The organism is [Mycobacterium] fortunisiensis (assembly GCF_019050325.1).
Lineage (GTDB): Bacteria > Actinomycetota > Actinomycetes > Mycobacteriales > Mycobacteriaceae > Mycobacterium > Mycobacterium fortunisiensis.
Genome location: NZ_VOMB01000027.1, coordinates 20,907 through 47,359, shown reverse-complemented (window position 1 = coordinate 47,359; position 26,453 = coordinate 20,907). Strand labels below are relative to the sequence as shown.

Genomic DNA, 26,453 nt, shown 5'->3' with positions numbered 1-26,453 from the left:
ATTCGCACTCAGGTGTGCGCCACCTTCTACGTCTGGGCTGTGGCGCGGCGCGAATCGCGACCCTGGGGGAGAAATCGGCGAGCAATCCACCCGCAGCGGGAAGCAACTCGTGCGTCGGCGACGTTATACGACGCATGACCATCTTGGGCGCTGCGATTTACCTGGGCTTCTTCGCCCTGGCGGCGTTGTGGCTATTCGTGACGGCCGACACGGCCGAGGCCGAACCTGCCGACCAGACACCCGACCGCTCGAACTCCGAGAGCACTGCCGCGGACTCCGACAGCTCCAGCCCCTGGGCCTTGAGCCAGTCCGGGTCGAAGTAGGTGTCGGCGTAGCGGTCGCCGCTGTCGGCCAGCAGCGTCACCACCGACCCGGTGCGGCCGTTCGTGATCATCTCGGCCAGCAGCCCGAACGCCCCCCACAGATTGGTACCCGTCGACGGGCCGACCCGTCGTCCCAGCACCCGGCTCGCGTGATGCGCGGCGGCCACCGAGCCGCTGTCGGGGACGGCGACCATCCGATCGACCACCCCGGGCAGAAATGACGGCTCCACCCGCGGCCGGCCGATGCCCTCGATCCGGGACGACGCTGCGGTGACGACGTCGTCGCGGCCCTGGGCGTAGCCGGGGAAGAATGCCGAGTTCTCCGGGTCCACCACACACAGCTGCGTGGCATGGCGGCGGTATTGGATGTAGCGGCCGATCGTCGCGCTCGTACCCCCGGTGCCCGCGCCCACCACGATCCACTCCGGGACCGGATGCGGTTCCAGGCGCATCTGCTCGTAAATCGACTCGGCGATGTTGTTGTTGCCCCGCCAGTCCGTGGCCCGCTCGGCGTTGGTGAACTGGTCCAGATAATGGCCGCCGGTCTCCTCGGCCAGCCGCTGCGCCTCGGCATACACCTGCGACGATTCCGCGACGAAATGGCAACGGCCACCTTGGGCTTCGATCAACGCGATCTTGGAGCCACTGGTCGAGGCCGGCACCACCGCGATGAACGGCAGCCCCAGCAGCGCGGCGAAATACGCCTCCGACACCGCCGTCGACCCGGACGACGCCTCGATGATCGTGGTGCCCTCACCGATCCAGCCGTTGCACAGTCCGTACAGGAACAGCGACCGGGCCAATCGGTGTTTGAGGCTGCCGGTGATGTGGGTGGACTCGTCCTTGAGGTACAGCGCTACATCCACATCGGCAGCCCAGGCGCTCGGCAGCGGATAGCGCAACAGATGGGTGTCGGCGCTGCGTTTGGCGTCGGCCTCGATCAGCCGCACCGCATTGTCGACCCAGCGGCGGGGCCGCGGGCGCGAGGCGATGTCGGCCGGTCGGCTCACCGGGCCGAAACGGCCGGGCTGGACTGCCCGGCCCGGATCCCGGCATGTCCACCGCCGGTCGGTGCCGCGACGAGCGTCAGCAGCGTGGCCTCGGGACGGCAGCAGAACCGCACCGGCGCGAACGGCGACGTACCGATGCCCGCCGACACGTGCAGCTGCATGTGCGACCCCCACTTGGAGGCGCCCTTGGCCCGCGAGCGGTCCAGCTCGCAATTGGTCACGATGGCGCCGTAGAACGGCAGGCACAGCTGGCCGCCGTGAGTGTGGCCGGCCAGCACCAGCTGGTAGCCGTCCTCGGCGAAGCGGTCGAGCACCCGGGGCTCGGGGGAGTGGGTGAGCCCGAGCGTCAGGTTGGCCGCGTTGTTGGCCTTGCCGGCGATGGTGTCGTAACGGTCGCGCTTGAGGTGGGGATCGTCGACCCCGGCCACCGACAGGTGCAGGCCGGCCACCTCGACATCACGGCGGATGTGGGTCATGTCCAGCCAGCCGCGCTCGGTGAACGCCGCCCGCAGATCCTGCCAGGGCAACGGTTCCCCGTGCGTGCGGTGCTGCGGATTGGTCAGGTAGTTCAGCGGGTTCTTCAGCCGCGGGGCGAAGTAGTCGTTGCTGCCGAACACGAACAGTCCCGGCGCCGAGAGCAGCTCGCTCAGCGACTGCACCACCGCAGGCACGGCCTTCGGGTGGGCCAGATTGTCGCCGGTGTTGACCACCAGATCGGGCTCGAGGCGGGCCAGATCCCGCAGCCAGGCCTGCTTGCGGCGCTGGTTGGGGCGCATGTGCAGATCGGACAGATGCAGCACGCGCAGCGGCGACGAGCCCGGGGCCAGTACCGGCATGGTGGCTTCCCGCAGCACGAACGCGTTGCGCTCGATCAGGGACGCATAGCCGATCCCGGCGACCAGGGAACCGGCGGCGACGGCAGCTGCCTTCTTTACTGACATGACCGCAAGCCTACTGCGAACCACCGGTCACGGGGGCGGTGGCGGTCCCAGCACCGGAACGGTGATCGGCGGCAACCCCGGAATCTCGACGACCGTCTGGCCGATCTCGGGCGGCGGGCCCCCGGGTATCGGGAAACCGATCGGCGGAGGCGGCGGCGCCGGCGGGATGCCGTTGCTGATCTGGATCGTGATGATCGAGCCCGGGATCGTCTGCCCGCTGGGCGCGGTGCCGACCACGGTGCCGTAGCGCGAGCTGCTGTTGACCGAAGCGGCCCCGTCGGCCACCTGGAATCCGGCGTCGCGCAGCCGCTGCCGGGCCGCGGTCTCGTCCAGCCCGTTCACCGTCGGCACCACCGATCCGGGACCGCCGTCGACGTAGCGCGGATCGGTCGGCGGCAGCGCCACCGGTCCGAAGCCGTTGGCGATCGGCTTCATCGCGGTGAACCAGGTGCGGGCCGGCTCGTTACCGCCGAACAGGTCACCGTCGCCGCACTTGCGCAGCGGGAACGAGCACAGCTCACCGGGGCTGGTCGAATCGTCGTAGATGTAGTTGGCCGCCGCGAACTGATTGGTGAACCCCAGGAACGCCGACGAGCGGTGCGCCTCGGTGGTGCCGGTCTTGCCCGACATCGGCAGATCCCAGCCCACCGAGCCGGCCGCACCCGAGGCGGTACCGCCGCCCTGGGAGTCCTTGCTCATCGCGTTGGCCAGGGTGTTGGCCAGGCCCTCGGGCACCGCCTGCTCGCAGGTCTCGGTGGTCACCGACACCTCGTTGCCGCGGCGGTCGAGCACTTTGTCGATCGGGTTCGGTGGGCACCAGGTGCCGGAGGAGCCCAGGGTGGCCGCCACGTTCGACAGCTCGAGGGCGTTGACCTCGATGGGCCCCAGGGTGAACGAGCCGATGTTCTGGCGCTTGACGAAATCGGCCAGGCTCTCGTTGCTGTCCGGGTCGTAGTCGCGCGCGGTGCCGGGCAGCGCATAGGACCGCAGCCCCAGCTTGACCGCCATGTCGACGGTGCGTTGCACCCCGATCTGCGAGATCAACTTGGCGAACGCGGTGTTCGGCGAGGTGGCCAGGGCATCGGTGACGCTCATCGAGCCGCGGTACCCGCCGGCGTTCTTCACACACCAGGTTTCCTTCGGGCATCCCGGGGTGTCGCTGCTGCCCAGGCCCTTGGCCTGGAAGAAGCTCGGCACCGGCAGCTGGGTGTTGATGCCCATCCCCATGTCCATGGCCGCGGCCGTGGTGAACAGCTTGAAGATCGAGCCGGCGCCGTCGCCGACGAGCGAGAACGGCTGGGGCTGCATGGTCTCGCCGGCATCGGTGTTCAGGCCGTAGGTGCGGTTACTGGCCATCGCCAGGATCGGATGCGACTCCTTACCGGGCCTGATCACGCTCATCACGCTGGCGATCCCGGGGGTGTCCGGGCGGGCGATGCTGTCGATCGAGGACTTCACCGTGGACTGCACGTCGGGATCCAGCGTCGTCTTGATCAAGTAGCCGCCCTTGGCCACCTGGTCCTTGGACAATCCGGCGCGGGCCAGGTACTCCAGGGCGTAGTCGCAGAAGAAGGCACGGTCACCGGCGGCGATGCAGCCTCGCGGCAGCTCGTTGGGCTGCGGCAGCACACCCAGCGGCTGCTGCTTGGCGGCCCGCAGCGCATCGGCCTCGGCCGGGATGTTGTCGATCATGGTGTCCAGCACCAGGTTGCGCCGGGCCAGCGCGCCGTCGGGATTGGTGTACGGGTTCAGCGCGCTGGTGGACTGCACCATGCCGGCCAGCAGGGCGGCCTGCTGCCAGTTCAACTCCGAGGCGTTGATGCCGAAATAGGTCTGTGCGGCGTCCTGGACCCCGAACGCGCCGTTGCCGAACGAGACCAGGTTGAGGTAGCGGGTCAGGATCTCGGGCTTGGTGAACGTCTTGTCCAGCGTGAGCGCCATCCTGATCTCGCGCAGCTTGCGCGCCGGGGTGGTCTCGATCGCGGCCCGCCGCTCGGCATCGGTCTGGGCGATCACCAGCAGTTGGTAGTTCTTCACATACTGCTGTTCGATCGTCGAGCCGCCGCGGGTGTCCATGTCACCGCGCATGTATCCGGTCAGGCCGGTGAGCGTGCCCTGCCAGTCCACGCCGTTGTGTTCGGCGAACCGCTTGTCCTCGATGGAGACGAGGGCCAACTTCATGGTGTTGGCGATCTGGTCGCTGGGCACCTCGAAGCGGCGCTGGGAATACAGCCAGGCGATGGTGTTGCCCTTGGCGTCGACCATCGTCGACACCTGCGGAACCTCACCCTCGACCAGCGCGGCCGAGCCGTTGGCCACCACGTCGGAAGCACGGTTGGACATCAGGCCGAACCCGCCCACGACGGGGAACATCAGGGCGGCCGCCAGCACGCTGGCAAGCAGACAGCACCAGGCGAGCTTGATGATGGTGACCGCTTGGGGTGGCTGCGCGGGCGGTCGTGTCGGCGGCTCCGGCATGGGTACAGAGTAACGAGCTTGCTGACGGCCCCTGCCGACGAGCGGGCCTGCCGGCCCATCGCCCTTGCCAGCGGAAACACAGCAGTGCGCCAGGAGACGGATCAGACGGCACGGGCGTCCCAAAAAAGTGGGCTGCAAACTGTTGCATAAACACCCGCTGACCACCTAGCTTGGACACACAGTGCGATCCAGGTAACACCCGCTGGCGCAATGTGGCGTAGATCGCAACGGCGTTCTACACCGGAAGGTTCAACGCCCGCCATCTGGGGAGATGGCTGGATACGAAGGGATCGCTGGTGTCAGGTACACGAACTGTCGCAGACAAGATGAACGCTTCCGCTCCAGCCGCCAACCTGGTCCATCGCGGCGAGGGCGAAGCCCGGATCGCGTGGGTTTCCCAGGCCCGGTGCCGTCAGGCTGATCCGGACGAGCTGTTCGTCCGCGGCGCTGCCCAACGCAAGGCCGCGGTGATCTGCAGGCACTGCCCGGTGATCCTGGAATGCGGAGCCGACGCTCTGGACAACCGGGTCGAGTTCGGCGTGTGGGGTGGCATGACCGAACGTCAGCGTCGCGCCCTGCTCAAGCAGCACCCCGAAGTCAACTCCTGGGCCGAATTCTTTGCCGCACAGCGCAAACACCGCAGCGCCGTCTGATCAGGCGGCGCCGGCAGCTTCTCCCGTGATCTGATCGGCGATCGCGCGCAGCGCGTCGAGATCGGACACATCGAACGGCAGCGACGGCACCCCGACGATCGCCACGTGCGGATTGGCGCCGGTGAACCGCGACAGCAGCCGGATCTCCCGCTTGGCCGTCTGCGCCCGGTCGGCATGGATGCGCAGAACTGCGGCGGCCAACGATTCCGGATCTTCGGCGGCCAACTCATCGGCGGCCTCTTCGGCCTTGTCGCCATGCAGATCACACAGCGTCGGGTGAGTCCGGTTGAGGATCAACCCGGCCAGCGGCATGTGTTCGGTCGAGAGGCGGTCGACGAAGAACGAGGCCTCCCGCAGCGCATCGGGTTCGGCCGCCGACACCACCACGAACTGGGTGCCGTGACGCTTGAGCAATTCGTAGGTGCGATCGGCCTTTTCCCGGAAGCCGCCGAACGTGGCATCCAGGGATTGCACGAAACCCGCTGCGTCAGAAAGCATCTGCGATCCCAATACGGTGGACAGGGCCTTCATCGCCAGGCCCACCGCGCCGGTGACCAACCGTCCGATGCCCCGCCCCGGGGCCAGCAGCATCCGCCACAGCCGGCTGTCCATGAAGCTGCCCAGCCGCTTGGGGGCGTCGAGGAAGTCCAGCGCATTGCGTGACGGCGGGGTGTCCACCACCACCAGGTCCCACTTGTCCTCGGCCAGCAACTGACCGAGTTTCTCCATCGCCATGTACTCCTGCGTGCCGGCCAGCGAGGTCGCCACGGTTTGGTAGAACTGGTTCTCCAGGATGGCGTCGGCCCGGTCTTCCCCGGAGTACTGAACCACCATCTCGTCGAAGGTGCGGCGCATGTCCAGCATCATCGCGTGCAGCTCACCGGTCACCTCGGGGGCCAGCGGAACCCGCTGCGGAGTGTTGCCCAGGTCCTTGATGCCCAGCGCCTGGGCCAGCCGGCGGGCCGGGTCGATCGTCAGCACCACGACCGTGCGGCCGTACTCGGCGGCCCGCAGGGCCATCGCCGCCGCGGTGGTGGTCTTCCCGACTCCGCCTGCGCCGCAACAGACTACGACGCGGTTGGCGGTGTCGGACAGGATTGAGTGCATGTCCAGGGTGGGCGGTGTGGTGCTCACTATCTGACCCCCTGCTGTTCGAGTGCTTCGGCGAGTTCGTACAGGCTGCCCAGGTCGACTCCGTCGGTCAGCGCGGGCAGTTCCAGGCGCGGGATGTCGATGGCGTCGAGCAGTTCGGCGCTCTCGGCCCGGGCCGCGATCCGGGTGGCATGCTGGATCGATTCCGTGAGAAGCCCGGCAAAATCATTGTCCGACAACGTGATTCCCGCCTTGGTCAGATCGGCGCGGATCGCGTCGGCGTCGATGTCACCCTCGGCGGCCTTGGCCAGGGCTTCGGTGGGCAGATAGGCCGGGATGTTGCGGTTGACGATGACGCTGCCGATCGGCAGGCCCATCTCGGTGAGTTCGTCGATCGCCTCCAGGGTCTCCTGGATCGGCAACGCCTCCAGCAGCGTCACCAGGTGAATGGCGGTCTGCTCGGAGTGCAGCAGCTTGACCACACCGTCCGCCTGGGAATGCACCGGACCGCCCTTGGCCAGATCCGACACTGCCTTGGTGACGTCCAGGAAGCGCGAAATGCGGCCGGTGGGAGGGGAATCCACCACGACGGCGTCGTAGACACCGCGTTTTCCCTTGGCATCCTTGGAGGTACGCGTCACGATCTCCTTGATCTTGCCGGTGAGCAACACGTCACGCAGGCCCGGCGCGATCGTGGTGGCGAATTCGATGGCCCCGATGCGGCGCATGGCCCGACCGGCCAGGCCCAGGTTGTAGAACATGTCGAGGTATTCCAGGAAGGCGGCCTCGATGTCGATCGCGAGCGCGTTGACCTGACCGCCGCCCTCGGCGGTGGCGACCTTGACTTCCTCGTACGGCAGCGGCGGCACGTCGAACAGCTGCGCGATGCCCTGGCGCTCCTCCACCTCGACCAGCAGCACCTTGCGGCCGCCGGCGGCCAGCGCCAGGGCCAGCGCCGCGGCGACGGTGGACTTGCCGGTACCGCCCTTGCCGGAAACGAAGTGCAGTCGGGCTTTGGTCAGCCGCGACGGCCAGCCGACATGTTTGGCGCCGCTCTCAGTGGTTGCCACCAGTGCATGCTAACCAAGCCTGTGTGCCCGACCGATAAGCTCAGCCCATGAGCGAACCAACCCGGTGGGAATACGCCACGGTGCCGTTGTTGACCCATGCCACCAAACAGATTCTCGACCAGTGGGGACAGGACGGCTGGGAGCTCGTCTCGGTGCTGCCCGGCCCGACCGGCGAACAGCACGTCGCATACCTCAAGCGCCCGAAGTGACCAACTCGCAGCGGCTCGGTGAACTCGGCATCGCCCTGCCCGATGTCGTCGCGCCGCTGGCCGCCTATGTCCCCGCGGTGCGGACCGGAAACCTGGTCTACACCGCCGGGCAGCTGCCGATCCAGGCCGGTGAACTGTTGGCGACCGGCAAGGTCGGCGACGAGATCAGCCCGGAGCAGGGCAGGGAGCTGGCCCGGGTCTGCGGGCTCAACGCCTTGGCCGCGGTGCACGCGCTGGTGGGCATCGACGCGGTGGTGAAGGTCGTCAAGGTGGTCGGGTTCGTCGCCTCTGCCCCCGGCTTCAGCGGGCAGCCCGGCGTGATCAACGGAGCCTCCGAGCTTTTCGGTGAGATTTTCGGCGAAGCGGGCGCGCATGCGCGGTCGGCTGTCGGGGTGTCGGAGCTGCCGCGTAATGCGCCGGTGGAGGTCGAGATCATTGTCGAGGTCGCGTGAGCGACGATCGGGCGGAGGTCGCGTGAGCGACGATCGGGCGGAGGTCGCGTGAGCGACGATCGGGCAGAGGTCGGGTAGCGCGTGACGACAGCGCAGCACCCGGCTTATGGGCTGCTGAGGCCGGTCACCGAATCGGCCTCGGTGCTGCTGTGCGACAACCCGGGCCTGATGACGCTGGAGGGCACCAACACCTGGGTGCTGCGCGGCCAGGGCAGCGACGAGATCGTCGTCGTCGACCCCGGCCCCGACGATGACGCGCACATCGCGCGCATCGCCGAACTCGGCGCCGTCGCACTGGTGCTGATCAGCCACAAGCACGAGGACCACACCGGCGGGATCGACAAGCTGGTGGATTTGACCGGCGCTGTGGTGCGGTCGGTCGGCAGCGGTTTCCTGCGGGGCCTGGGCGGTCCGCTGACCGACGGCGAGGTGATCGACGCGGCCGGGCTGCGGATCAAGGTGCTGGCCACCCCGGGGCACACCGTCGATTCACTGAGCTTCGTGATCGACGACGACACCGGCGCCGTGCTGACCGCCGACACCGTGCTGGGCCGTGGGACGACCGTCATCGACACCGAGGACGGCAGCCTGCGGGACTACCTGGAATCGCTGCACCGGCTGCAGGGCCTGGGTGCCCGGACGGTGCTGCCTGGGCACGGTCCCGATCTGCCGAACCTGCGCGACGTCACCGCGATGTACCTGGCCCACCGCGAGGAGCGGCTGGACCAGATCCGGGGGGCGCTGGCCGAACTCGGTGCGGACGCCTCGGTCCGCCAGGTCGTCGAGCATGTGTACACCGACGTCGACCAGAAACTCTGGGATGCCGCCGAGAAGAGCGTGCAGGCCCAACTGGACTACTTGCGCGCCTGACTCCTACTCCTTTAACGCCGAAACGGCATTCCAGCAGCTGGCTACTCGCACAAACGCTGCCGGAATGCCGTTTCGGCGGAAAAGCGGAAAAGCAGAAAACTAGCGGGCTCGGCGAGCCAACCGTTCGGAGTCGCTGATCAGCACGCTCTTGCCCTCCAGCCGGATCCAGCCACGATGGGCGAAATCGGCCAGGGCCTTGTTCACGGTCTCGCGGGACGCGCCGACGAGCTGGGCGATCTCTTCCTGCGTGAGGTCGTGCGTGACGCGCAGCGCCCCGCCCTCCTGGGTCCCGAACCGCTGGGCCAGCTGCAGCAACTGCTTGGCCACCCGGCCGGGAACGTCGGTGAAGATCAGATCGGCCAGGTTGTTGTTGGTGCGACGCAGACGACGGGCGAGCACGCGCAGCAGCTGCTCGGCGATCTCAGGCCGGTCGGCGATCCAGGCGCGCAGCGCGTCGCGGTCCATCGACACCGCGCGCACCTCGGTGATGGTGGTGGCGCTGGAGGTCCGCGGCCCCGGGTCGAAGATCGACAGCTCGCCGAACATGTCCGACGGCCCCATGATGGTCAGCAGGTTCTCGCGGCCGTCCGGAGAACGGCGGCCGATCTTCACCTTGCCGGAAATGATGATGTACAGCCGATCGCCGGGCTCGCCCTCGGCGAATACCGTATGACCGCGCGGGAAGTCGACGGGCTGCAACTGCTTCGTCAGCGCCGAAACGGCGGTCGGTTCGACTCCCTGGAAGATTCCGGCCCTGGCCAGGATCTCGTCCACGTTGCCCCTCTTAAGCTATTGGGTGTGTTGTCCTCTTACTGATACTTCCTGCTCAGTCTAGAGGTACGCGGTTTCGCGACTAGCCCACGCTACACACGATTGACAGGTCGAGACGCCGGAAACCCAGGATTGATGGCCTGCGGCTCGTAGTACCGCGTCGGCAAACCCTCGCTCTCCATGTCGAAGGTGACCGGCTTCGGCGGCGGCAGGGCTGCTGCCGGGGTGGGCTCTCGGTCCAATCCGGATTCGAGCCGCTCGAGCCCGAACGCCGCCAGCATGAGGAACCCGGGGATGAGCGCCACCAGCAACCACGACACAAGGGTGTAGTTAACACGGCGCAGGTCTCAGCACGGTCACGAAACGTCACCGGTCCGCGCCACGGTATGTCCGAGGCGGTCAGTACGCTGGCTGGCGTGACTGCGGCTGCCGCCCCATCAGGGAAAACGCGCCGGTCCAAGAAGTGGGACAACGAGACCCACCTGGGCCTGGTCCGTCGGGCTCGACGGATGAACCGGGAACTGGCCCGCGCCTTTCCCCATGTGTACTGCGAGCTGGATTTCACCAATCCGCTGGAGCTGACGGTGGCGACGATCCTGTCGGCGCAGAGCACCGACAAACGGGTCAACCTGACCACCCCGGCGCTGTTCAAGAAGTACCGCACCGCGCTGGACTACGCGCAGGCCGACCGCACCGAGATGGAGGAGCTGATCCGGCCGACCGGTTTCTACCGGAACAAGACCAACTCGCTGATCCGGCTCGGCCAGGAACTGGTGACCAGGTTCGACGGGCAGGTGCCCGACACCCTCGATGAGCTCGTCACCCTGCCCGGGGTGGGACGCAAGACCGCCAACGTAATCCTGGGCAACGCCTTCGACATCCCCGGAATCACCGTCGACACCCACTTCGGGCGGCTGGTGCGGCGCTGGCGCTGGACCGCCGAGGAAGATCCGGTGAAGGTCGAGTTCGCGGTCGCCGAGCTCATCGAACGCAAAGAATGGACCCTGCTCAGCCATCGGGTGATCTTCCACGGGCGCCGGGTCTGTCACGCTCGCAAACCCGCCTGCGGGGTGTGTGTGCTGGCCAACGACTGCCCGTCGTTCGGGCTCGGGCCCACCGACCCGGAAACCGCGGCCGCGCTGGTCAAGGGCCCGGAGACCGAGCATCTGCTGGCCCTGGCCGGGCTGTGAACGTGCGATGAGTGTCTCGGCCCGCTGGACCGTGGCGGTCCTGGTGGTCCTGGTGGCGCTGGGCACCGCGTTCTGGATGGAGTTGCGCGACGAGCCGGCCCCGCAGGCCGGGGCCGGGCAATCCGACGCCCGCGATCATCGCGACGCCGACACCCCCGAGGCGCTCGCCGGGCCCCGGGCCCGGGCCGACCTGCCGTCCTGCCCCGCCCCCGGTCCGGGCCAGGGGCCACAGGCGCTGCGCGGCATCACACTGGACTGCACGGCCGACGGAAAGCCCGTCGACGTGGCCGCCGCGCTGGCCGGGCGCACAGTGGTGCTCAACCTGTGGGCGTACTGGTGCGGGCCGTGCGCCGACGAACTGCCCGCGATGGCCGAATATCAGCGCCGGGTCGGTGACGACGTGCTGGTGGTGACCGTGCATCAGGACGAGAACGAGAACGCGGCACTGATCCGGTTGGCCGAACTCGGCGTGCGGTTGCCGACGCTGCAGGATGGCCGGCGTCTGGTCGCGGCAGCGCTGAAGGTACCCAACGTCATGCCTGCGACGGTCGTGCTGCGTGCGGACGGTAGCGTGGCCGGGACCCTGCCCCGCTCCTTCGTCAGTGCCGACGAGATCGCGGCGGCGGTCGATGAGAAGATCCGCTCTAGCCGATAAGGAGCACCCGGGGTGAGGTCGACGCGCGGCGGGTTGGTCCCCGATGCCGCTCCGGACTGGCTCAAACCGCTGGTGGCCAATGTCGACCGGGTGCCCGATGCCTACCGTCGGCGGGTTCCGCCCGACGTCCTGGCCGGCATCCTCGAAGCCAACAACCAGGCCGTTCAGGCCGGTCGCGGGCGTGATGCCGCAGTGCTGGTGTTGTTCTCCGGACCACCCGACGTCCCGCCCCCGCTGCTACCCGAGGACGCCGACCTGCTGGTGACCGTCCGTGCGTCGACGCTGCGACACCACGCCGGCCAGGCCGCGTTCCCCGGCGGCGCCGCCGATCCGGGGGACCGGGGCCCGATCGGCACGGCGTTCCGTGAGGCCGCCGAGGAGACCGGCATCGACACCAGCCGGATCCATCCCCTGGCCACGCTGGACAAGATGTTCATCCCGCCGTCGGGATTCCACGTGGTCCCGGTGCTGGCCTATTCGCCCGACCCGGGGCCGGTGGCGGTCGTCGACGAAGCCGAGACCGCTGTCGTGGCGCGGGTCCCGGTACGGGCCTTCACCAACCCGGAGAACCGGCTCATGGTCTACCGGGAGTCCAACACCAGCCGGTTCGCCGGGCCGGCGTTCCTGCTCAACGAGATGCTGGTGTGGGGTTTCACCGGCCAGGTCATCTCGGCCATCCTCGATGTCGCGGGCTGGGCCAAGCCGTGGAACACCGAGGACGTCCGCGGACTCGACGAGGCAATGGCCCTCGTCGGGCATGACAACGGTTACGGTGAAGCCCAAAGTTGAAGTGGAAATAGATGACACCTTCGGTCTGGCTCGATTTCGCCATCCTCGGCATCGGGTTCGTCGCAGCGATCTCCGGCTGGCGTTCCGGCGCGCTGGGTTCCCTGCTGTCGTTCATCGGTGTGGTGCTCGGTGCGGTGGCAGGCGTGCTCCTGGCCCCGCACGTGATCCCGCACATCAGCGGTGACCGCACCCGGCTGTTCGCCACCCTGTTCCTGATTCTGGCGCTCGTGGTGATCGGCGAGATCGCCGGTGTGGTGCTGGGGCGGGCGGTGCGCAGCACCATCCGGAACCGGGCGCTGCGTGCACTGGACTCCGCCGTCGGGGTGAGCCTGATGCTGGTCGCGGTCCTCGTGGCGTCCTGGCTGCTGGGCAGCTTGCTGACGTCGTCGGATCAGCCGAGTCTGGCTGCGGCGGTGAAGAACTCACGGGTGCTGACCGAGGTCGACAAGGTGGCGCCGGACTGGCTGCGCTCGGTGCCGAACCGGCTCTCGGCGCTGCTGGACACCTCCGGGCTGCCCGATGTGCTCGAACCGTTCGGCCGGACCCCGATCGTCAACGTCGACGCCCCGGACGCCGCGCTGGCCACCGACCCGGTGGTGACCACCACCCGGCCCAGCGTGGTGAAGATCCGCGGCGTCGCCCCGAGCTGCCAGAAAGTGCTGGAGGGCAGCGGATTCGTCGTCGCCCCCAACCGGGTGATGTCCAACGCCCACGTGGTGGCCGGCGCCGACAGCGTCACGATCGAGGCCGACGGCCAGACCTACGACGCCGGTGTGGTGTCCTACGACCCCAACGCCGACATCTCCATCCTCGACGTCCCCAACCTGCCGGTGGCACCCTTGCAGTTCGCCGAACAGCCGGCGCCCAAGGGCACCGACGCGGTGGTGATGGGCTACCCCGGCGGCGGTGACTTCCTGGCCACCCCGGCCCGGGTCCGCGAGATCATCGAGCTCAACGGCCCCGACATCTACCGGACCACCACCGTGACCCGCGAGGTCTACACCGTAAGAGGCACGGTGCGGCAAGGGAATTCGGGCGGGCCGATGATCAACCGGGCCGGCAAGGTGCTGGGCGTGGTGTTCGGCGCCGCGGTCGACGATGTCGACACCGGCTTCGTGCTGACCGCCAAGGAGGTCGAGCACCAGCTGGCAAAGATCGGCAACACCCAGCGGGTCGCGACCGGAACCTGCATCAACTCTTGATCAGCCACGCAGCTGAGCCAGGAAGCGGCTCAGCTGTTCATTGACCGCCCCCGGTTGCTCCTCGTGGCCGAAATGCCCGGCGCCCGCGATCGATACGTACCGGCCGTGCGGTGCATAGCGCTGGGTCCGCGTCACCGGGTCGGCCAGGACGTACGGGTCGGCGTCACCGCGCAGGTGCAGCACCGGCACGTTGACCGGGCGCTTCATCGAGCGCATGAACCGTCGCCCCTCGCCACGCAGCTGGCTGCGCACCGCCCACCGCTGATACTCCAGGGCGCAGTGGGCGGCACCGGGAATCTGGATGGCCTGGCGCAGATACCCCATCGTGTCCGAGAAGTCCGGTGTGGCTTGCCAACCGGCGCCGGCCCGGCTGCGTACCAGACGCTCGAGCTCGGCGCCGTCATGCTGGGTCAACGTGCGCTCGGGCCAGGCCGGAAGCTGGTAGCGCAGCATCGACGGCAACAGCGCGCGGCCCTGATCGCGGCGGGTCAGCGTGGAGGCGCGCAGCGCCACCGGGTGCGGTGAGCTGACCAGAGCGATCGCGTCGACCATGCGCGGGTGCAGCACCGCCGTCGCCCAGCACACCAGGCCGCCGTCGGCGTGCCCGACAAGTGTCGCGGACTTGTGGCCCAGTGCCCGGATCAGTCCGGCAGTGTCGCCGGCCAGAGTCCAGCCGTCATAACCGCGTGGCGGTTTGTCGCTGTCGCCGTACCCGCGCAGGTCGACGGCAACCACCCGGGCGTCGGCCAGTCCGCTGAGCTGGTGGCGCCAGGACCACCAGAACGACCCGAACCCATGCAGCAGGATGACCAGGGGCCGCTCTGCTTCCGGCTGCGGGCCCTCACTTCCGACGGTGCCCTCCACGACATGGAACCGAATGCCATTCGCATGCACCTGCAGATGACGCCATGGCCCGTCGATCCTGGTGATCGACGGGTCGGGTGGGGGCATTACCAGCCTGACGGGTCGGTGGTCGGCCTGGTCGGGACAGCCGTCGTGATGGCCTTGTCGTGGCCGGGGGTCAGGGCCTCGCGGGTCTCCTTGACCGATTCGATGGTCTGCTGCGGACCCTTGATCCGTCGTACCTTCAGGAAGCCGAACAGCGCCAGGGCCCCGGTGGTCAGCACCATCAGGCCGAACACGATCAGGAAGGCCACCCAGCGCCACAGCCAGGTGTCGAGCAGCTCGGCCAGGAAGAAGAAGAAAAAGAACGTCGAGTAGAACAGCACGACCAGCGCGGCGATGAAGAACACGCTGCCGGTCAGGCCCTTCTTCACGTCGCGGGTGATCTCGGCCTTTGCCAGTTCCACCTCGGCGCGCACCAGCGTGGAGACCTGTGCGGTGGCGTCCTTGACCAGGTCGCCGATCGACGGGTCCGGCTTGGGTGCGTGCGGGTCGACGAGCGGAATCGAGGTCACCGTCGTCGGAACGCCGTCCCTGCGGTCGCCTGTGCTCATGGCGTTCATGTTGCCATGCGCCGAAGCCGTTAACGATGCCGCCCGACATCCGGGTCTTAGTAGACTGACCGCATTCTTGAGTTGCGCGGGTCGGGCGCGTCGATTGGAGGACTCTTGACGAGCAGACACCGCCGGCAGTTGCTCCTCGGTGCACCGTTGGTCGCCCTCCTCGCGCTGCTCGCGCCGGCGCCCGCGGCCGCCGATGCCCCCGTGGTTCTCGGTGGCGGCTCGGGCATCGTGGTCAACGGTGAATCGCTGTGCACGCTCACCACGATCGGGCACGACAGTGCGGGCCGGCTCATCGGTTTCACCTCGGCGCACTGCGGCGGCCCGGGCGCGGTGGTGGCTGCAGAAGGTGCCGAGGCCGCCGGGGTGCTGGGCACGATGGTGGCCGGCAACGAGGGGCTGGACTATGCGGTCATCGAGTTCGACCCGGCCAAGGTGACCCCGACCAACAACGTCAGGGGATTCCAGATCGACGGCCTCGGCCCGGACCCGGTGTTCGGCGATGTGGCCTGCAAACTCGGTCGCACGACGGGGTACTCGTGCGGGGTCACGTGGGGGCCGGGGCAGGATCCGGGCACGATCGTCAACCAGGTGTGCGGTCAGCCCGGTGACTCGGGCGCGCCGGTGACGGTCAACAACCGGCTGGTCGGCATGATCCACGGCGCCTTCAGCGACGAACTGCCCACGTGTGTGGTGAAGTTCGTGCCACTGCACACGCCGGCCGTCACGATGTCGTTCAACACCCAGCTGGCCGACATCACCGCCAAGAACCGGCCGGGAACGGGTTTCGTCCCGATCGGCTGAACTTCCCCGCGCGAGCGGCCACCTATGACCCGCAATTGCTGGAACAGCGTGCGACAAGTGGCCTCTCGACCAGCCCTACTTGCCGGCCCGGATGGCCTCGAACACGCTCGGGTCCACCAGGGTCGAGGTGTCGCCGAGCTCGCGGCCCTCGGCGACGTCGCGCAACAGCCGACGCATGATCTTGCCGCTGCGGGTCTTGGGCAGCTCGGGCACCACGTGGATCTCCCGCGGCTTGGCGATGGGCGAGATCTCGGTGGCCACCTGAGCGCGCAGCTCGTCGATCATGGAGTCGGCACCGCCGTGCGCGGACGCCTTGAGGATGACGAACGCGCAGATCGCCTGCCCCGTGGTGTCATCGGACGCACCGACGACCGCGGCTTCGGCCACCCCGGAGTGACCGACGAGGGCCGATTCCACCTCCGCGGTCGAGATGCGGTGACCGGAGATGTTCATGACGTCGTCGATACGGCCCAGCACCCAGATGTTGCCGTCCGAGTCGTAGCGGGCACCGTCACCGGCGAAGTACCAGCCCTGCTCGGCGAACCGCGACCAGTAAGTGTCGGTAAACCGCTTCGGGTCACCCCAGATGCCGCGCAGCATCGCCGGCCACGGCTGATCGAGCACCAGGTAACCGGTGACATGCTCGGCCTCGTCCGCGCCGGGCACCAACTCGTTGCCGTCGTCGTCGACGATCTTGGCCGAGATGCCGGGCAGCGGCGTCATCGCCGAACCGGGCTTGGTGGCGGTGACACCGGGCAGCGGGGAGATCATGATCGCCCCGGTCTCGGTCTGCCACCACGTGTCTACCACCGGGGTCCGGCCCGCGCCGATGACTTCCCGGTACCAGCGCCAGGCCTCGGGGTTGATCGGCTCACCCACCGACCCCAGCAGCCGCAGGCTGGACAGATCGTGCGCGGCCGGGATCTGCCGGCCCAGCTTCATGAACGTGCGGATCAGGGTGGGCGCGGTGTAATAGATTGTGACGCCGTACTTTTCGATGATCTCGAAGTGGCGGTGCTCGGTCGGTGAGGTGGGCGTGCCCTCGTAGACCACCTGCGTGGCCCCGTTGGCCAGCGGTCCGTAGACGATGTAGGTGTGCCCGGTCACCCAGCCGATGTCGGCGGTGCACCAGTACACGTCGGTCTCGGGTTTGAGGTCGAACACGTTGTAGTGGGTGTAGGCCGACTGGGTGAGGTAGCCGCCCGAGGTGTGCACGATGCCCTTGGGCTTGCCGGTGGTGCCCGAGGTGTACAGCAGGAACAGCGGCTGCTCGGAGTCGAACGCTTCGGGGCTGTGCTCGGCCGAGGCCACGTCCACCGTCTCGTGCCACCACAGATCCCGGCCGTCGGTCCAGTTCACGTCAATCCCGGTGCGGCGCACCACGAGTACATGTTCGACGGAGGGCTGATCCGCGACCGCCTCGTCGACGGCGGCCTTCAACGAGGCGGCCTGGCCGCGCCGGTACTGACCGTCGGTGGTGATGACAACCTTGGCCTCGGCGTCCTCGACGCGGGCCCGCAGCGCCGATGCCGAGAACCCGGCGAACACCACACTGTGCATGACGCCCAGCCGGGCGCAGGCCAGCATCGCCACGATCGCCTCGGGCACCATCGGCATGTAGATCGCCACCCGGTCCCCGGCGGTCAGCCCCAGCCCGGTGAGCGCATTGGCCGCCTGGCTCACCTCGTCCTTGAGCTGGGCGTAGGTGATGTCGCGGGCATCACCGACGGGCTCGCCCTCCCAATGGATCGCCACCCGGTCCCCATTGCCGGCCTCGACGTGCCGGTCGACGCAGTTGTAGGCGACGTTGAGCCGCCCGCCGACGAACCACTTCGCAAACGGCGCCTCCGACCAGTCGAGTACTTCGCTGAACGGGGTCTGCCAGGTCAACCGGTTGGCCTGGGCGGCCCAGAATGCCAGCCGGTCCTTCTCGGCCTCGGCGTACAACTCGCCCGTCGCGTTGGCGGTGGCCGCGAATTCGGCGGGCGGCGGATAGGCTGACGGAACTTCGGTGGATGTCGTCGGCGAGTTTGACATGCGTGTGAGCCTAGTCACCGAACGTTGCAACGGGGTTGGGACCTCACAAGGCAGTGGTCGGCGGCTAGCGTTTCGGCTATGACGACCGACCCACTCGCTCCGCTGGTCGACTTGCCCGGTGTGGCCGAGGCCAGCGATGAGGCCCGTGACGCGCTCGGGCGCGCACACCGGCACAAGTTCAATTTGCGGGGCTGGCCGCAGACTGCGGCCGAGGCGGCCCTGCGCGCGGCGCGGGCTTCCGCGGTGCTCGACGGTGGATCGGTGCAGCTGTCCGCCGACGGTGAGCCCGATCCGGTGACCGCCGGTGCCATCCGGGTCGCCGAGGCGTTGGAGGGCGGGGCGACGGCGTTGGTCGCGGTGTGGCAGCGGGCGCCGATGCAGGCGCTGGCCCGGCTGCACGCATTGGCAGCGGCCGACCTCACCGATGACGAACATCTGGGCCGCCCCCGCACGGATCCCGGCGTCGGGCGTCGTCTCGAGCTGCTCACCGAGATTCTGTCCGGCGGGTCCAAGGTGCCCGCCCCGGTGATGGCCGCTGTCGCGCACGGTGAACTGCTGAGTCTGGCGCCGTTCGGCACCGCCGACGGCGTGGTGGCCCGCGCAGTGTCGCGGTTGGTGACGATCGCCACCGGGCTCGACCCGCACGGTCTCGGGGTGCCCGAGGTGCATTGGATGCGCAAGTCGGGGGAGTACCGTGCTGCCGCACGGGGATTCGCGTCCGGCACGCCTGACGGGCTGGCGGCGTGGCTGTTGCTCAGTAGCGAGGCGTTGACGGCCGGGGCCCGGGAGGCGCTGCAGATCGCCCAGTCAGCAACGTAAAGCGGGCGACGCTCCGAAATATCGTTTCGGCTCGCCGCCCGCTAGCACGGATACCGGTTACCAAGCGTGCCAAGTGGGTTGCGTGGGTGGCCTCGGCGTCCTTGCGATGCGCTTCGGCTGCAACCCTACCCAAAGGGTCGTCGTAGCCGTCCGCTCCTCGCAATCACGCAGGCCCGCAACGCTTTTGCCTATTCCGCGGCATGTGCTCCGCGTGGGTTCCGGGACCCGTGCCGGGGAGCCTGGTTCGGGAGAGTCAGCCTTCTCTTCTGGCTGGCACTTGGCCTCATCCAAGCTTCCGTGGTTCCTTTGTACTACGTGACCCCAGTCACAGCAAGGGCGAAAGCCGTCCGACTTCTGATCGTTACTCCGCGGATCCAGCTACTACATCCGGTAGGTCAGGAAGTGAAGCGGCGCAACAGTGAATACGTCAGGGCGCCGGCGGCCAGCGCGCTGATCCCGACGGCCGCGCTGGTGGCGACGGCGGCCCCGGACGGGGCTGGAATCCGGTCCCGCAGTGGCACCGGCCGGGTGAACGTCAGCACCGGCCAGCCGCGCGCCGCGGCCTCCTTGCGCAGCCCCCGGTCGGGATTGACCGCGGTGGGATGGCCCACGGTTTCCAGCATCGGGATGTCGGTGATCGAGTCCGAGTAGGCGTAACAATGATCCAGCGCGTAGCCCTCGCGGGCGGCCAGCGCCCGGATCGCCTCGACCTTGCCCTCGCCGTAGCAGTAGAAGGCGATCTCACCGGTGTAGCGGCCGTCCTCGACCACCATGCGGGTGGCCATGGCGTGGGTGGCCCCCAGGGCCCGGGCGATCGGGGCCACGATCTCCTCTCCAGAGGCCGAGACCACCACGACGTCGCGGCCGCACAGCTTGTGGTCGGCGATCAGCTCGGCGGCCTCGGCGAACACCAGCGGGTCGACGATGTCGTGCAGGGTCTCACCCACGATCGACTTCACCTGCGCGACGTCCCAGCCCGTGCACATGTTGGTGATGTAGCTGCGCATCCGGTCCATCTGGTCGTGGTCCGCCCCCGACATCAGGAACAGAAACTGGGCATAGGTCGACTTGAGAACGGTGCGGCGATTGAGCAGACCCTGATTGAAGAAAGGTTTGCTGAAGGCCAATGTGCTGGACTTGGCGATGACGGTCTTGTCGAGGTCGAAGAAGGCCGCGGTGCGCACCGGCCGACCCTCGTGCAGCTCGGATTGCTGTGCGCTCAACTCCCCGGCAGCCCGATCGGATGCGGTCACAGCCGTCAGCATAGAGGCAGCTGTGCCGCGCTTTCCGGGCGGCGGCATGAAATGGCAGTTCACGACACATTCTTTCGGACGGCGTCGTCGGAGTACGGGTTGGTAGCCCGCACAGGTGTCTGTTGCATGTTTTGGCAGTTCCGTGTGTATAGTGAGCATTACTCGGCTTATGCCGAGGGTGTATCAGCCCGACCCCCCGGGGCTGATACACGACGACCTCCGCCTCCTCCCCCCCTGGCGGGGGTCGTCCCTTTTCTGGGGTAAAAATCTTCGGCGCCCGCTCCGGGTTGGTTGCGGAACCGCATTTTCAGTCGTCGTTCCCGGTACGTTTGCGGACCACGGTTCATCCCCAGGCCCGACTTCATCCACAATCCGCGAATTGGTGATGGTGCCCACTCCGTGGTTGCCCGCAGGGTGGGGGCATGGCCACCCAGACCTTCTCGAACTCGCCGCCCGACACCGTGCTGGCCATGGTCGGCGACCCGCTGCTGCGGGAGGACGTGTCCCGGGTGGCGGCCGCCGCAGGCGTCGGCCTTGTGCTGCTCGACGAGCCGTGCGGGCGCAAAGCCTGGATGGCGGCCACCGCGGTACTGCTCGACGCTCCGGCCGCACAGCGCTGCGCCGAAGGTCCGCTGCCCCGACGCAGCCGGGTGATCCTGGTCGGCCACGCCGTCCCGCAGCCGTGCGACTGGCAGGCCGCCATCGCGGTCGGCGCCCAACAGGTGGTGACGCTGCCGGCCAACGACACCGACCTGGTGGCGGCGCTGTCGGAGGCCTCCTGCCGCGATGAGGCCGGGCGCGGTCCGGCGGTGGCCGTGGTGGGCGCCCGCGGCGGGGCGGGCGCGTCGGTGTTCTCGGTTGCGCTGGCGCAGTCGGCCTCGGCTGCGCTGCTGATCGACGCCGACCCGCTCAGCGGCGGCATCGAGTTGGTGGCCGGCAGCGAGGATCTGGCCGGGCTGCGCTGGCCCGATCTGGTGCTGCAGGGTGGGCGGCTGGGCTACCCGGCGTTACGCGAGGCGCTGCCGCGCCGCGACGGGGTGAGTGTGCTCTCCAGCGGACGCGTGGGTGCCGAGATCCAGGCCGGGCCACTGGGCGCCGTCATCGAGGCGGGTTGCCGCGGTGGCGTCACCGTCGTGTGCGACGTACCCCGCTGCGCCACCGAAACGACTGAAACCGCGTTGAGCGCAGCCGATCTCGTGGTGGTGGTGACGCCGGCCGACGTGCGGTCGTGTACCGCCGCGGCGGCCGCATGTCCGTGGCTGCTGGCCTGCAACCCGAATACCGGCGTCGTGGTGCGCGGCCCGGCTCCCGGCGGGCTGCGCGCGGCCGAGGTGGCCCGCATCGCCGGCCTGCCGCTGTTGGCGGCGATGCGACCGCAGGCCGGTATCGCCGAGGCGCTGGAGCGCGGCGGGTTGCGGGTGCGCCCACGCTCGCCACTGGGCTCGGCGGCCCGCCGGGTACTGGCGGTGCTGGCCCGCCATCTCGAGGCGGCTGCCGCGTGAGCGCCTCGTTGATCGACCGGGTGCGGGAACGGCTGGTGGCCGAGGCCTCCCCGTTGAGCCCGGGCGTGGTGGCCGCGGCGATCCGCGCCGAGTCCGGCGGCGTGCTCGGCGACACCGAGGTGCTGAGCAATCTGCGGCTGCTGGAAACCGAGCTGACCGGTGCGGGCCTGCTCGAACCGCTGCTGTGCGCGGCGGGCACCACCGATGTGCTGGTCACCGCTCCTGACTCGGTGTGGGTGGACGACGGCAATGGGCTGCACCGCAGCGTCGTCCGGTTCCCCGACGAGGCCGCGGTCCGTCGCCTGGCGCAGCGATTGGCGCTGCTGGCCGGACGCCGGCTGGACGAGGCGCAGCCGTGGGTGGACGGCCAGCTCAGCGGCATCGGGCCGTTCACGGTGCGCCTGCACGCGGTGCTGCCCCCGGTCGCGGCGGCGGGCACCTGCCTGTCGCTGCGGGTGCTACGCCCGGCCACCCAGAACCTCGACAGCCTCACCCGCTCCGGGGCCATTCCGGCGCAGGCCGCGGAACTGTTGCGGGCCATCATCGCGGCCCGGTTGGCCTTCTTGATCTCCGGCGGCACCGGCTGCGGCAAGACCACGCTGCTGGCCGCCGCGCTCGGGGCGGTTGCCGCGCATGAACGCATCATCTGCGTCGAGGATGCGGCTGAACTGGCCCCGCCGCACCCACACCTGGTGAAGCTCGTGGCCCGCGGTGCCAATGTCGAGGGCGTGGGCGAGGTCACGGTACGGGACCTGGTGCGCCAGGCACTGCGGATGCGTCCGGATCGGATCGTCGTCGGTGAGGTGCGGGGAGCCGAGGTGGTGGACCTGCTGGCTGCGCTCAACACCGGCCATGACGGTGGGGCCGGCACCGTCCATGCCAACAACGCGGCCGAGGTGCCGGCCCGGTTGGAGGCGCTCGGGGCGCTGGGTGGGCTGGACCGGGCCGCCCTGATCAGTCAGCTGGCCGCCGCCGTATTATCTGTAGGTCGGTTGCGGGTGTCCTCGACTGTCGCTGACGGTGATCGGGATGGTGTTTGCGACCGTGGGCGACATGCTTATCTGTAGTGCTGTACTCGATGATCTGCGCTCTGCGGGGCGGGTTTTGGCGGATCGGTGTGAATCGGGAATGCCGCGTGTGACTGTGGTTGAAATTTCTTAGCGCTGTCAGGTTGTGGCGGTGGCTGGTTGTGGTGTTGGTGTGGGGTGTGTTGTGGGTGTGGTGGGGCGTTGTGGCCACCAGCTGGCTTGGCGGAGCAGGGTGGCGATGGCTGGGACGGTGAGGGTGCGTACGAGGAAGGTGTCCAGCAGTAGTCCGCAGCCGATGATGAGTCCGGTTTGGATCATGATGGCTACCGATCCGATCATCAGGCCGAACATGCTGGCTGCGAAGATGAGGCCGGCGGAGGTGATGACTGAGCCGGTGGTGGCTACGGTGCGCAGCACGCCGACGCGGATGTTGTGGGTGGATTCTTCGCGGAGTCGGGATACGAGCAGCATGTTGTAGTCGGCGCCGACGGCGACGAGGATGATGAACGCTAGTAGTGGTACGGGCCAAGCGATTTGGTGGCCGAGGATCCATTGGAAGACGATGACTCCGATACCGAGTGAGGCCAGGTAGTTCAGCACGACGGTGCCCAGCAGATATAGCGGGGCGATCAGGGCGCGTAGCAGGGCGATGAGGATGAGTCCGACAATGACCAGGGTGGCGATGGCCAGTTGGGTGAAGTCGGATGAGAGCAGGCGTTGGATGTCGGAGTTGACGGCGGGGAATCCGGCGACCGAGACGGTGGCGTGGTCCAGGGAGGTGTTGGGGCGTGCGGTGTTGGCGACGTCGGTGATCTGGCGGGCCAGGTTCATCGCCTCGCCGCTGTAGGGGTCGGTGTTGGTGTCGATGGCGAAGCGGGCGGTTTTGCCGTCGGGTGAGAGGAAGTGTTTGGCGACGTCGGCGAATTGGCGGTTGTCGAAGGCTTCGGGGGGCAGGTAGAAGCCGGTGGCGGCATCGGATCCGGCGGTGGCGCGGGCGGAGTTTTGCAGTTGGGCCGCGATTTGACTCATCCCGGACAGCATTTGGATGTTGCTGTCGGCCAGGGTGTGCACGCCGGTGGCCAGGGCGCGTGCGCCGGAGGCCAGTTGGCTGATGCCGTGTTGGAGTCGGCCGATGTTGGCGGTCAGGTTTTCGGGGTTGCCGAGGGTTTTGAAGGCGTTGTTCATGGTGGCCACGGTGTGTTGCACTTCGGTGAGGGTGCCGGTGACGGTGGCGTTGGTGGCCGGGTTGTACTGGTCGCCCAGGGTGGCGAGTTGGGTGAAGAATCCGTTGTCGCGCAGGGTGGTCAGGATACTGACCTGGTCGCGGATCTGGGTGCATTGCGGGGTGGTGATACACCACGGTGAGGTGTTGAGTGCGGTGACGAGCGGGTCGAGGGCGGCGATGGCGGTCTGGGCGCGTTCGGCCAGGGGTCGGATGCCGGGGCCGGCTTGGATGGCGGTGTCGACCTCGGGTGCGGTGGCTGAGAGTTGTTGCAGCAGCGGGCCGAAGCGCTGCATGTTCTCACCGGCGGCGCCGGCTTGGGTGAGTACACCGCCCAGGGGGGTGAGCGCGGTGCGCACGGTGGTGTCGAGTTGGGCCAGGCCGTCGGCGAGTTGGTCGGCGCCGTGGGTGAGCTTGTCCAGGTCGGTGCGCCGGTCGTTGCCCTGGGCGACCGAGTCGGCCATCTTGTCGCCGATTTGTCCGTTCTGCCAGGACAGTTGGGCTTGGTCGAGGCGTTGCCCGGCCGGTCGGGTGATCCCGGAAACACGTGTCACGGCCGGGATTTGGGCGATGCGTGAGGCCATCTCGTCGAGGTCGGCCAGGCCTTTGCCGGTGCGCATGTCGGTCGGGTTTTCCACGACGAGGAATTCGGTGATGACGACGTCTTTGGGGAAATGGCGGTCCAGCAGCTGATAGCCCTGGTTGCTGGCGGTGGTGGGGGGTTGTCCTTGGCGGTCGTCGTAGCTGATGGTCATGGTCGCCGCGGCCGCTGACAGTGCCACCAGGATGGTCAGGCTGATGACCAGCAGCGGCACCGGGCGACGCACCACGGCCACGGCCACGCTGTTCCAGTAGCGGCGGGTGCGGTCGGGTTTGGGTTCGCCGATGCCGCGGGTGGCCGCCAGCGCCAGCACCGGCGGCAGCAGGGTCACGGTGGCGGCGAATCCGACTGCCACGGCGACCGCGCAGGCCGGACCGAGGCCGGCGAACACACTCAAGGTGGCGAACACCATGGCCAGAAAGGCCAGGGCCACGGTGCCCGCCGAGGCCAGGATGACTCGGCCGATGCTGGCGGTGGCCGCGATGACCGCCTGCTCGGCGGGCACCTGGGCGCGGCGTTGTTCGTGGTAGCGGCTGATCAGAAACACGGTGTAGTCGGTGCCGGCGCCGAGCAGGATCGCGGTCATGAACGCCACGGTGAACTGCGAGACCGGCATGCCGATTTCCCCCAGGGCAGAGAGCACCCCACGCCCGACGGCCAGGCTGATCCCGATCACCAGCAGCGGCAGCAGCGCGGTGAACACCGACCGGTACACGATCAGCAGGATCAGCGCGATCAGCCCGGCGGTGGCGATCGAAATGAACACCAGGTCGTGCTCGGCTGAGGCGATCTGATCGGCGAACGTGGCCGGTGGCCCTGTCACATAGGCCGTGGTGGACGTGTTGGCGAATGCCGTGTCGGTGAGATCGCGCACGGCTTGCACGGATTCGGCCGCGGTGGGATCACCGAGCGTGCCGGCCACCCCGACCGGCAGATACCAGGCCTTGCCGTCACCGCTGACCGCCTGGGTTCTGGTGACCGGGTCGGCCAGCAGATCCTGGACCAGCAGGACATGGTCGTGATCGGCGCGCAACCGCCCCACCAGATCCTGATAGCGCAGCTGATTATCGGGGGTCAGACCGGCCGGGTCTTGCATCGCGACGAACAGCATCGTCTTGGAGCCCTGCTCACCGAACGCCTCACTCATGCGGTCCACGGTCTGAAACGAGGGCACATCACGCGGGATCAGATCGACCGACTGTTGGCGCACCACCGTCTCCAGCTGCGGGAACAGCAGCGCCAGCACCACCGCGGCCGCGATCCATCCACCGATCACCAATGCCTTGTGGCCCACCGTGAACGCCGCGAGCCGACCCAACCGGGCGCTGTATTCCGAAGATCCGGACAGATCGACGCCGCGCCGGCCACGGGAAGGCCCAGCATCTCCGGTTCGATCGCCCATCCCCACGCCTCCCAAGAAACGAAACTATCGGTATCGCTACGATACTAATAGTCCCACACGAGGATCGGAAGGGCCGCGCCGACCTTTCGGGCCATGGTTGCGGCTGGGCGCGGTGGGGGGTGAATTAACTTGCGGTGTCCTCAGATTCGTCGTCGGGCAGGTCGTGGCGCACCACCCGCACCCGCCCGCGGGGCAGGCATGCCATGTAGCCGTGGCGTTTGCCGTAGAGCTCCCAGGAGGTCGCGGCCTCCTGGGGGGCGACATCGATGCGATGCCCGCGGGAAAAACCCAGGTGCAACCCGCCGCCCTCGTCGCACCACGCCCCCGTGCACACCGCGCCGGCCAGGTCCAGCAACGGACGCTGCTGGACCGAGACGTTGCCCGGGTCGATGAGGACCTGCTCTTCGGGATAAGACGATCCGATCGGCGGCAGGGTCAGCCGGATCGGGGTGGCGATCACCAATTCGTTGTAATCGTCGAGGTCGAGCACCAATCCGTCGCGCAACGAGACACGCTGAACGGTGCACCGCTCGATCCAGGGGGTATGCATGCCCGGCTCCCTTCGACACGTCGTTGTGTCGCTTTATGGTACTGGGAGTAGCGCAGCGATACTACTA

24 protein-coding genes and 1 pseudogene are annotated in these 26,453 nt (G+C 68.2%); 12 read left to right on the top strand and 13 right to left on the bottom strand.

What is annotated here, in order from left to right:
• Nucleotides 1-232 precede the first annotated feature (232 nt).
• The 3 genes and pseudogenes from cds1 to ponA2 all read right to left on the bottom strand — a co-directional run.
• Nucleotides 233-1,333: pseudogene (gene cds1 / locus FR943_RS24410) on the bottom strand (L-cysteine desulfhydrase Cds1); the annotation flags it as partial.
• Nucleotides 1,330-2,274 carry a metallophosphoesterase gene (locus FR943_RS24405; RefSeq protein WP_217160849.1) on the bottom strand — a complete coding sequence of 315 codons (945 nt, stop codon included), beginning with the start codon at nucleotides 2,272-2,274 and terminating at the stop codon, nucleotides 1,330-1,332. The pseudogene cds1 and the gene FR943_RS24405, both read right to left, overlap by 4 nt.
• A 27-nt stretch (nucleotides 2,275-2,301) precedes the next feature.
• Complete coding sequence (gene ponA2 / locus FR943_RS24400; RefSeq protein WP_217160848.1) at nucleotides 2,302-4,752, bottom strand: penicillin-binding protein; 2,451 nt, start codon at nucleotides 4,750-4,752, stop codon at nucleotides 2,302-2,304.
• A 326-nt stretch (nucleotides 4,753-5,078) separates the two neighbouring features.
• On the opposite strand from ponA2, the gene FR943_RS24395 reads away from it, so the two are divergent.
• Entirely contained in the window at nucleotides 5,079-5,405 is a 327-nt protein-coding gene (locus tag FR943_RS24395; RefSeq protein WP_067769721.1) for a WhiB family transcriptional regulator, read from the top strand.
• Here the strand turns inward: FR943_RS24395 and bagB are convergent, their stop codons facing one another.
• Nucleotides 5,406-6,539: an ATPase BagB gene (gene bagB / locus FR943_RS24390; RefSeq protein WP_217160847.1), complete on the bottom strand. Its 1,134-nt coding sequence runs from the start codon at nucleotides 6,537-6,539 to the stop codon at nucleotides 5,406-5,408.
• The gene (gene bagA, locus FR943_RS24385) at nucleotides 6,539-7,570 is read right to left on the bottom strand and encodes an ATPase BagA (RefSeq protein ID WP_217161210.1); all 1,032 of its coding nucleotides are present in this window, start codon (nucleotides 7,568-7,570) and stop codon (nucleotides 6,539-6,541) included. Before bagA ends, bagB begins: the two co-directional genes overlap by 1 nt.
• Before the next feature lie 44 nt (nucleotides 7,571-7,614).
• On the opposite strand from bagA, the gene sp36 reads away from it, so the two are divergent.
• The 3 genes from sp36 (at nucleotide 7,615) to FR943_RS24370 (ending at nucleotide 9,098) form a co-directional block, all read left to right on the top strand.
• On the top strand, nucleotides 7,615-7,776 hold the full coding sequence (gene sp36 / locus FR943_RS24380; protein ID WP_075908995.1) for a Sp36 family protein: 162 nt from the start codon (nucleotides 7,615-7,617) through the stop codon (nucleotides 7,774-7,776).
• The gene (locus FR943_RS24375; RefSeq protein WP_217160846.1) at nucleotides 7,773-8,228 is read left to right on the top strand and encodes a RidA family protein; all 456 of its coding nucleotides are present in this window, start codon (nucleotides 7,773-7,775) and stop codon (nucleotides 8,226-8,228) included. Before sp36 ends, FR943_RS24375 begins: the two co-directional genes overlap by 4 nt.
• A gap of 81 nt (nucleotides 8,229-8,309) precedes the next feature.
• The gene (locus tag FR943_RS24370; protein ID WP_217160845.1) at nucleotides 8,310-9,098 is read left to right on the top strand and encodes an MBL fold metallo-hydrolase; all 789 of its coding nucleotides are present in this window, start codon (nucleotides 8,310-8,312) and stop codon (nucleotides 9,096-9,098) included.
• Between the two features lie 99 nt (nucleotides 9,099-9,197).
• Here the strand turns inward: FR943_RS24370 and crp are convergent, their stop codons facing one another.
• Nucleotides 9,198-9,872, bottom strand: a complete 675-nt coding sequence (crp, locus tag FR943_RS24365) for a cAMP-activated global transcriptional regulator CRP (RefSeq protein WP_003883807.1) — start codon at nucleotides 9,870-9,872, stop codon at nucleotides 9,198-9,200.
• An 89-nt stretch (nucleotides 9,873-9,961) separates the two neighbouring features.
• A complete protein-coding gene (locus tag FR943_RS24360; protein WP_308170655.1) occupies nucleotides 9,962-10,174 on the bottom strand; it encodes a hypothetical protein in 213 nt (70 codons plus the stop codon).
• 111 nt (nucleotides 10,175-10,285) lie between these two features.
• Between FR943_RS24360 and nth the strand changes: the two genes are divergently transcribed.
• From nth to marP, 4 genes are read left to right on the top strand one after another with little or no spacing between them, the layout of a single operon-like run.
• Nucleotides 10,286-11,059 carry an endonuclease III gene (gene nth / locus FR943_RS24355; RefSeq protein WP_308170649.1) on the top strand — a complete coding sequence of 258 codons (774 nt, stop codon included), beginning with the start codon at nucleotides 10,286-10,288 and terminating at the stop codon, nucleotides 11,057-11,059.
• A gap of 7 nt (nucleotides 11,060-11,066) precedes the next feature.
• On the top strand, nucleotides 11,067-11,714 hold the full coding sequence (locus FR943_RS24350) for a TlpA family protein disulfide reductase (protein WP_217160843.1): 648 nt from the start codon (nucleotides 11,067-11,069) through the stop codon (nucleotides 11,712-11,714).
• A gap of 12 nt (nucleotides 11,715-11,726) precedes the next feature.
• On the top strand, nucleotides 11,727-12,503 hold the full coding sequence (locus FR943_RS24345) for an NUDIX hydrolase (protein ID WP_217160842.1): 777 nt from the start codon (nucleotides 11,727-11,729) through the stop codon (nucleotides 12,501-12,503).
• Between the two features lie 11 nt (nucleotides 12,504-12,514).
• Complete coding sequence (gene marP / locus FR943_RS24340; protein ID WP_217160841.1) at nucleotides 12,515-13,705, top strand: MarP family serine protease; 1,191 nt, start codon at nucleotides 12,515-12,517, stop codon at nucleotides 13,703-13,705.
• Here the strand turns inward: marP and FR943_RS24335 are convergent, their stop codons facing one another.
• Nucleotides 13,706-14,656, bottom strand: a complete 951-nt coding sequence (locus FR943_RS24335) for an alpha/beta fold hydrolase (protein WP_217160840.1) — start codon at nucleotides 14,654-14,656, stop codon at nucleotides 13,706-13,708.
• Complete coding sequence (locus FR943_RS24330; RefSeq protein ID WP_217160839.1) at nucleotides 14,656-15,162, bottom strand: phage holin family protein; 507 nt, start codon at nucleotides 15,160-15,162, stop codon at nucleotides 14,656-14,658. Before FR943_RS24330 ends, FR943_RS24335 begins: the two co-directional genes overlap by 1 nt.
• Nucleotides 15,163-15,276: 114 nt before the next feature.
• Between FR943_RS24330 and FR943_RS24325 the strand changes: the two genes are divergently transcribed.
• Complete coding sequence (locus tag FR943_RS24325) at nucleotides 15,277-15,972, top strand: S1 family peptidase (protein WP_217160838.1); 696 nt, start codon at nucleotides 15,277-15,279, stop codon at nucleotides 15,970-15,972.
• Between the two features lie 75 nt (nucleotides 15,973-16,047).
• Here the strand turns inward: FR943_RS24325 and acs are convergent, their stop codons facing one another.
• The gene (gene acs / locus FR943_RS24320; RefSeq protein ID WP_217160837.1) at nucleotides 16,048-18,009 is read right to left on the bottom strand and encodes an acetate--CoA ligase; all 1,962 of its coding nucleotides are present in this window, start codon (nucleotides 18,007-18,009) and stop codon (nucleotides 16,048-16,050) included.
• 78 nt (nucleotides 18,010-18,087) lie between these two features.
• On the opposite strand from acs, the gene FR943_RS24315 reads away from it, so the two are divergent.
• Entirely contained in the window at nucleotides 18,088-18,828 is a 741-nt protein-coding gene (locus tag FR943_RS24315) for a Fic family protein (RefSeq protein ID WP_217160836.1), read from the top strand.
• A gap of 395 nt (nucleotides 18,829-19,223) precedes the next feature.
• Here the strand turns inward: FR943_RS24315 and FR943_RS24310 are convergent, their stop codons facing one another.
• Entirely contained in the window at nucleotides 19,224-20,093 is an 870-nt protein-coding gene (locus FR943_RS24310) for an HAD-IB family hydrolase (RefSeq protein WP_217160835.1), read from the bottom strand.
• A gap of 410 nt (nucleotides 20,094-20,503) precedes the next feature.
• Between FR943_RS24310 and ssd the strand changes: the two genes are divergently transcribed.
• Together ssd and FR943_RS24300 are read left to right on the top strand one after the other, a co-directional pair.
• Nucleotides 20,504-21,583, top strand: a complete 1,080-nt coding sequence (gene ssd, locus FR943_RS24305; protein WP_275957490.1) for a septum site-determining protein Ssd — start codon at nucleotides 20,504-20,506, stop codon at nucleotides 21,581-21,583.
• The gene (locus tag FR943_RS24300; RefSeq protein ID WP_217160834.1) at nucleotides 21,580-22,650 is read left to right on the top strand and encodes a TadA family conjugal transfer-associated ATPase; all 1,071 of its coding nucleotides are present in this window, start codon (nucleotides 21,580-21,582) and stop codon (nucleotides 22,648-22,650) included. The genes ssd and FR943_RS24300 overlap by 4 nt, the downstream gene beginning before the upstream one ends.
• A 99-nt stretch (nucleotides 22,651-22,749) precedes the next feature.
• Here FR943_RS24300 and FR943_RS24295 read toward each other — a convergent pair whose 3' ends face one another.
• Together FR943_RS24295 and FR943_RS24290 are read right to left on the bottom strand one after the other, a co-directional pair.
• The gene (locus tag FR943_RS24295) at nucleotides 22,750-25,836 is read right to left on the bottom strand and encodes an MMPL/RND family transporter (protein ID WP_003882619.1); all 3,087 of its coding nucleotides are present in this window, start codon (nucleotides 25,834-25,836) and stop codon (nucleotides 22,750-22,752) included.
• A gap of 124 nt (nucleotides 25,837-25,960) precedes the next feature.
• Complete coding sequence (locus FR943_RS24290) at nucleotides 25,961-26,386, bottom strand: DUF6188 family protein (RefSeq protein WP_003882618.1); 426 nt, start codon at nucleotides 26,384-26,386, stop codon at nucleotides 25,961-25,963.
• Between the last annotated feature and the right edge of the window lie 67 nt (nucleotides 26,387-26,453).

Bases quoted from the DNA above. Each gene is read 5' to 3' on its own strand.
- FR943_RS24405 (WP_217160849.1), bottom strand. From the start codon at position 2,274: ATGTCAGTAAAGAAGGCAGCTGCCGTCGCCGCCGGTTCCCTGGTCGCC.
- ponA2 (WP_217160848.1), bottom strand. From the start codon at position 4,752: ATGCCGGAGCCGCCGACACGACCGCCCGCGCAGCCACCCCAAGCGGTC.
- FR943_RS24395 (WP_067769721.1), top strand. From the start codon at position 5,079: ATGAACGCTTCCGCTCCAGCCGCCAACCTGGTCCATCGCGGCGAGGGC.
- sp36 (WP_075908995.1), top strand. From the start codon at position 7,615: ATGAGCGAACCAACCCGGTGGGAATACGCCACGGTGCCGTTGTTGACC.
- FR943_RS24350 (WP_217160843.1), top strand. From the start codon at position 11,067: ATGAGTGTCTCGGCCCGCTGGACCGTGGCGGTCCTGGTGGTCCTGGTG.
- marP (WP_217160841.1), top strand. From the start codon at position 12,515: ATGACACCTTCGGTCTGGCTCGATTTCGCCATCCTCGGCATCGGGTTC.
- FR943_RS24335 (WP_217160840.1), bottom strand. From the start codon at position 14,656: ATGCCCCCACCCGACCCGTCGATCACCAGGATCGACGGGCCATGGCGT.
- FR943_RS24330 (WP_217160839.1), bottom strand. From the start codon at position 15,162: ATGAGCACAGGCGACCGCAGGGACGGCGTTCCGACGACGGTGACCTCG.
- acs (WP_217160837.1), bottom strand. From the start codon at position 18,009: ATGTCAAACTCGCCGACGACATCCACCGAAGTTCCGTCAGCCTATCCG.
- FR943_RS24315 (WP_217160836.1), top strand. From the start codon at position 18,088: ATGACGACCGACCCACTCGCTCCGCTGGTCGACTTGCCCGGTGTGGCC.
- FR943_RS24310 (WP_217160835.1), bottom strand. From the start codon at position 20,093: ATGCTGACGGCTGTGACCGCATCCGATCGGGCTGCCGGGGAGTTGAGC.
- ssd (WP_275957490.1), top strand. From the start codon at position 20,504: ATGGCCACCCAGACCTTCTCGAACTCGCCGCCCGACACCGTGCTGGCC.
- FR943_RS24295 (WP_003882619.1), bottom strand. From the start codon at position 25,836: ATGGGCGATCGAACCGGAGATGCTGGGCCTTCCCGTGGCCGGCGCGGC.
- FR943_RS24290 (WP_003882618.1), bottom strand. From the start codon at position 26,386: ATGCATACCCCCTGGATCGAGCGGTGCACCGTTCAGCGTGTCTCGTTG.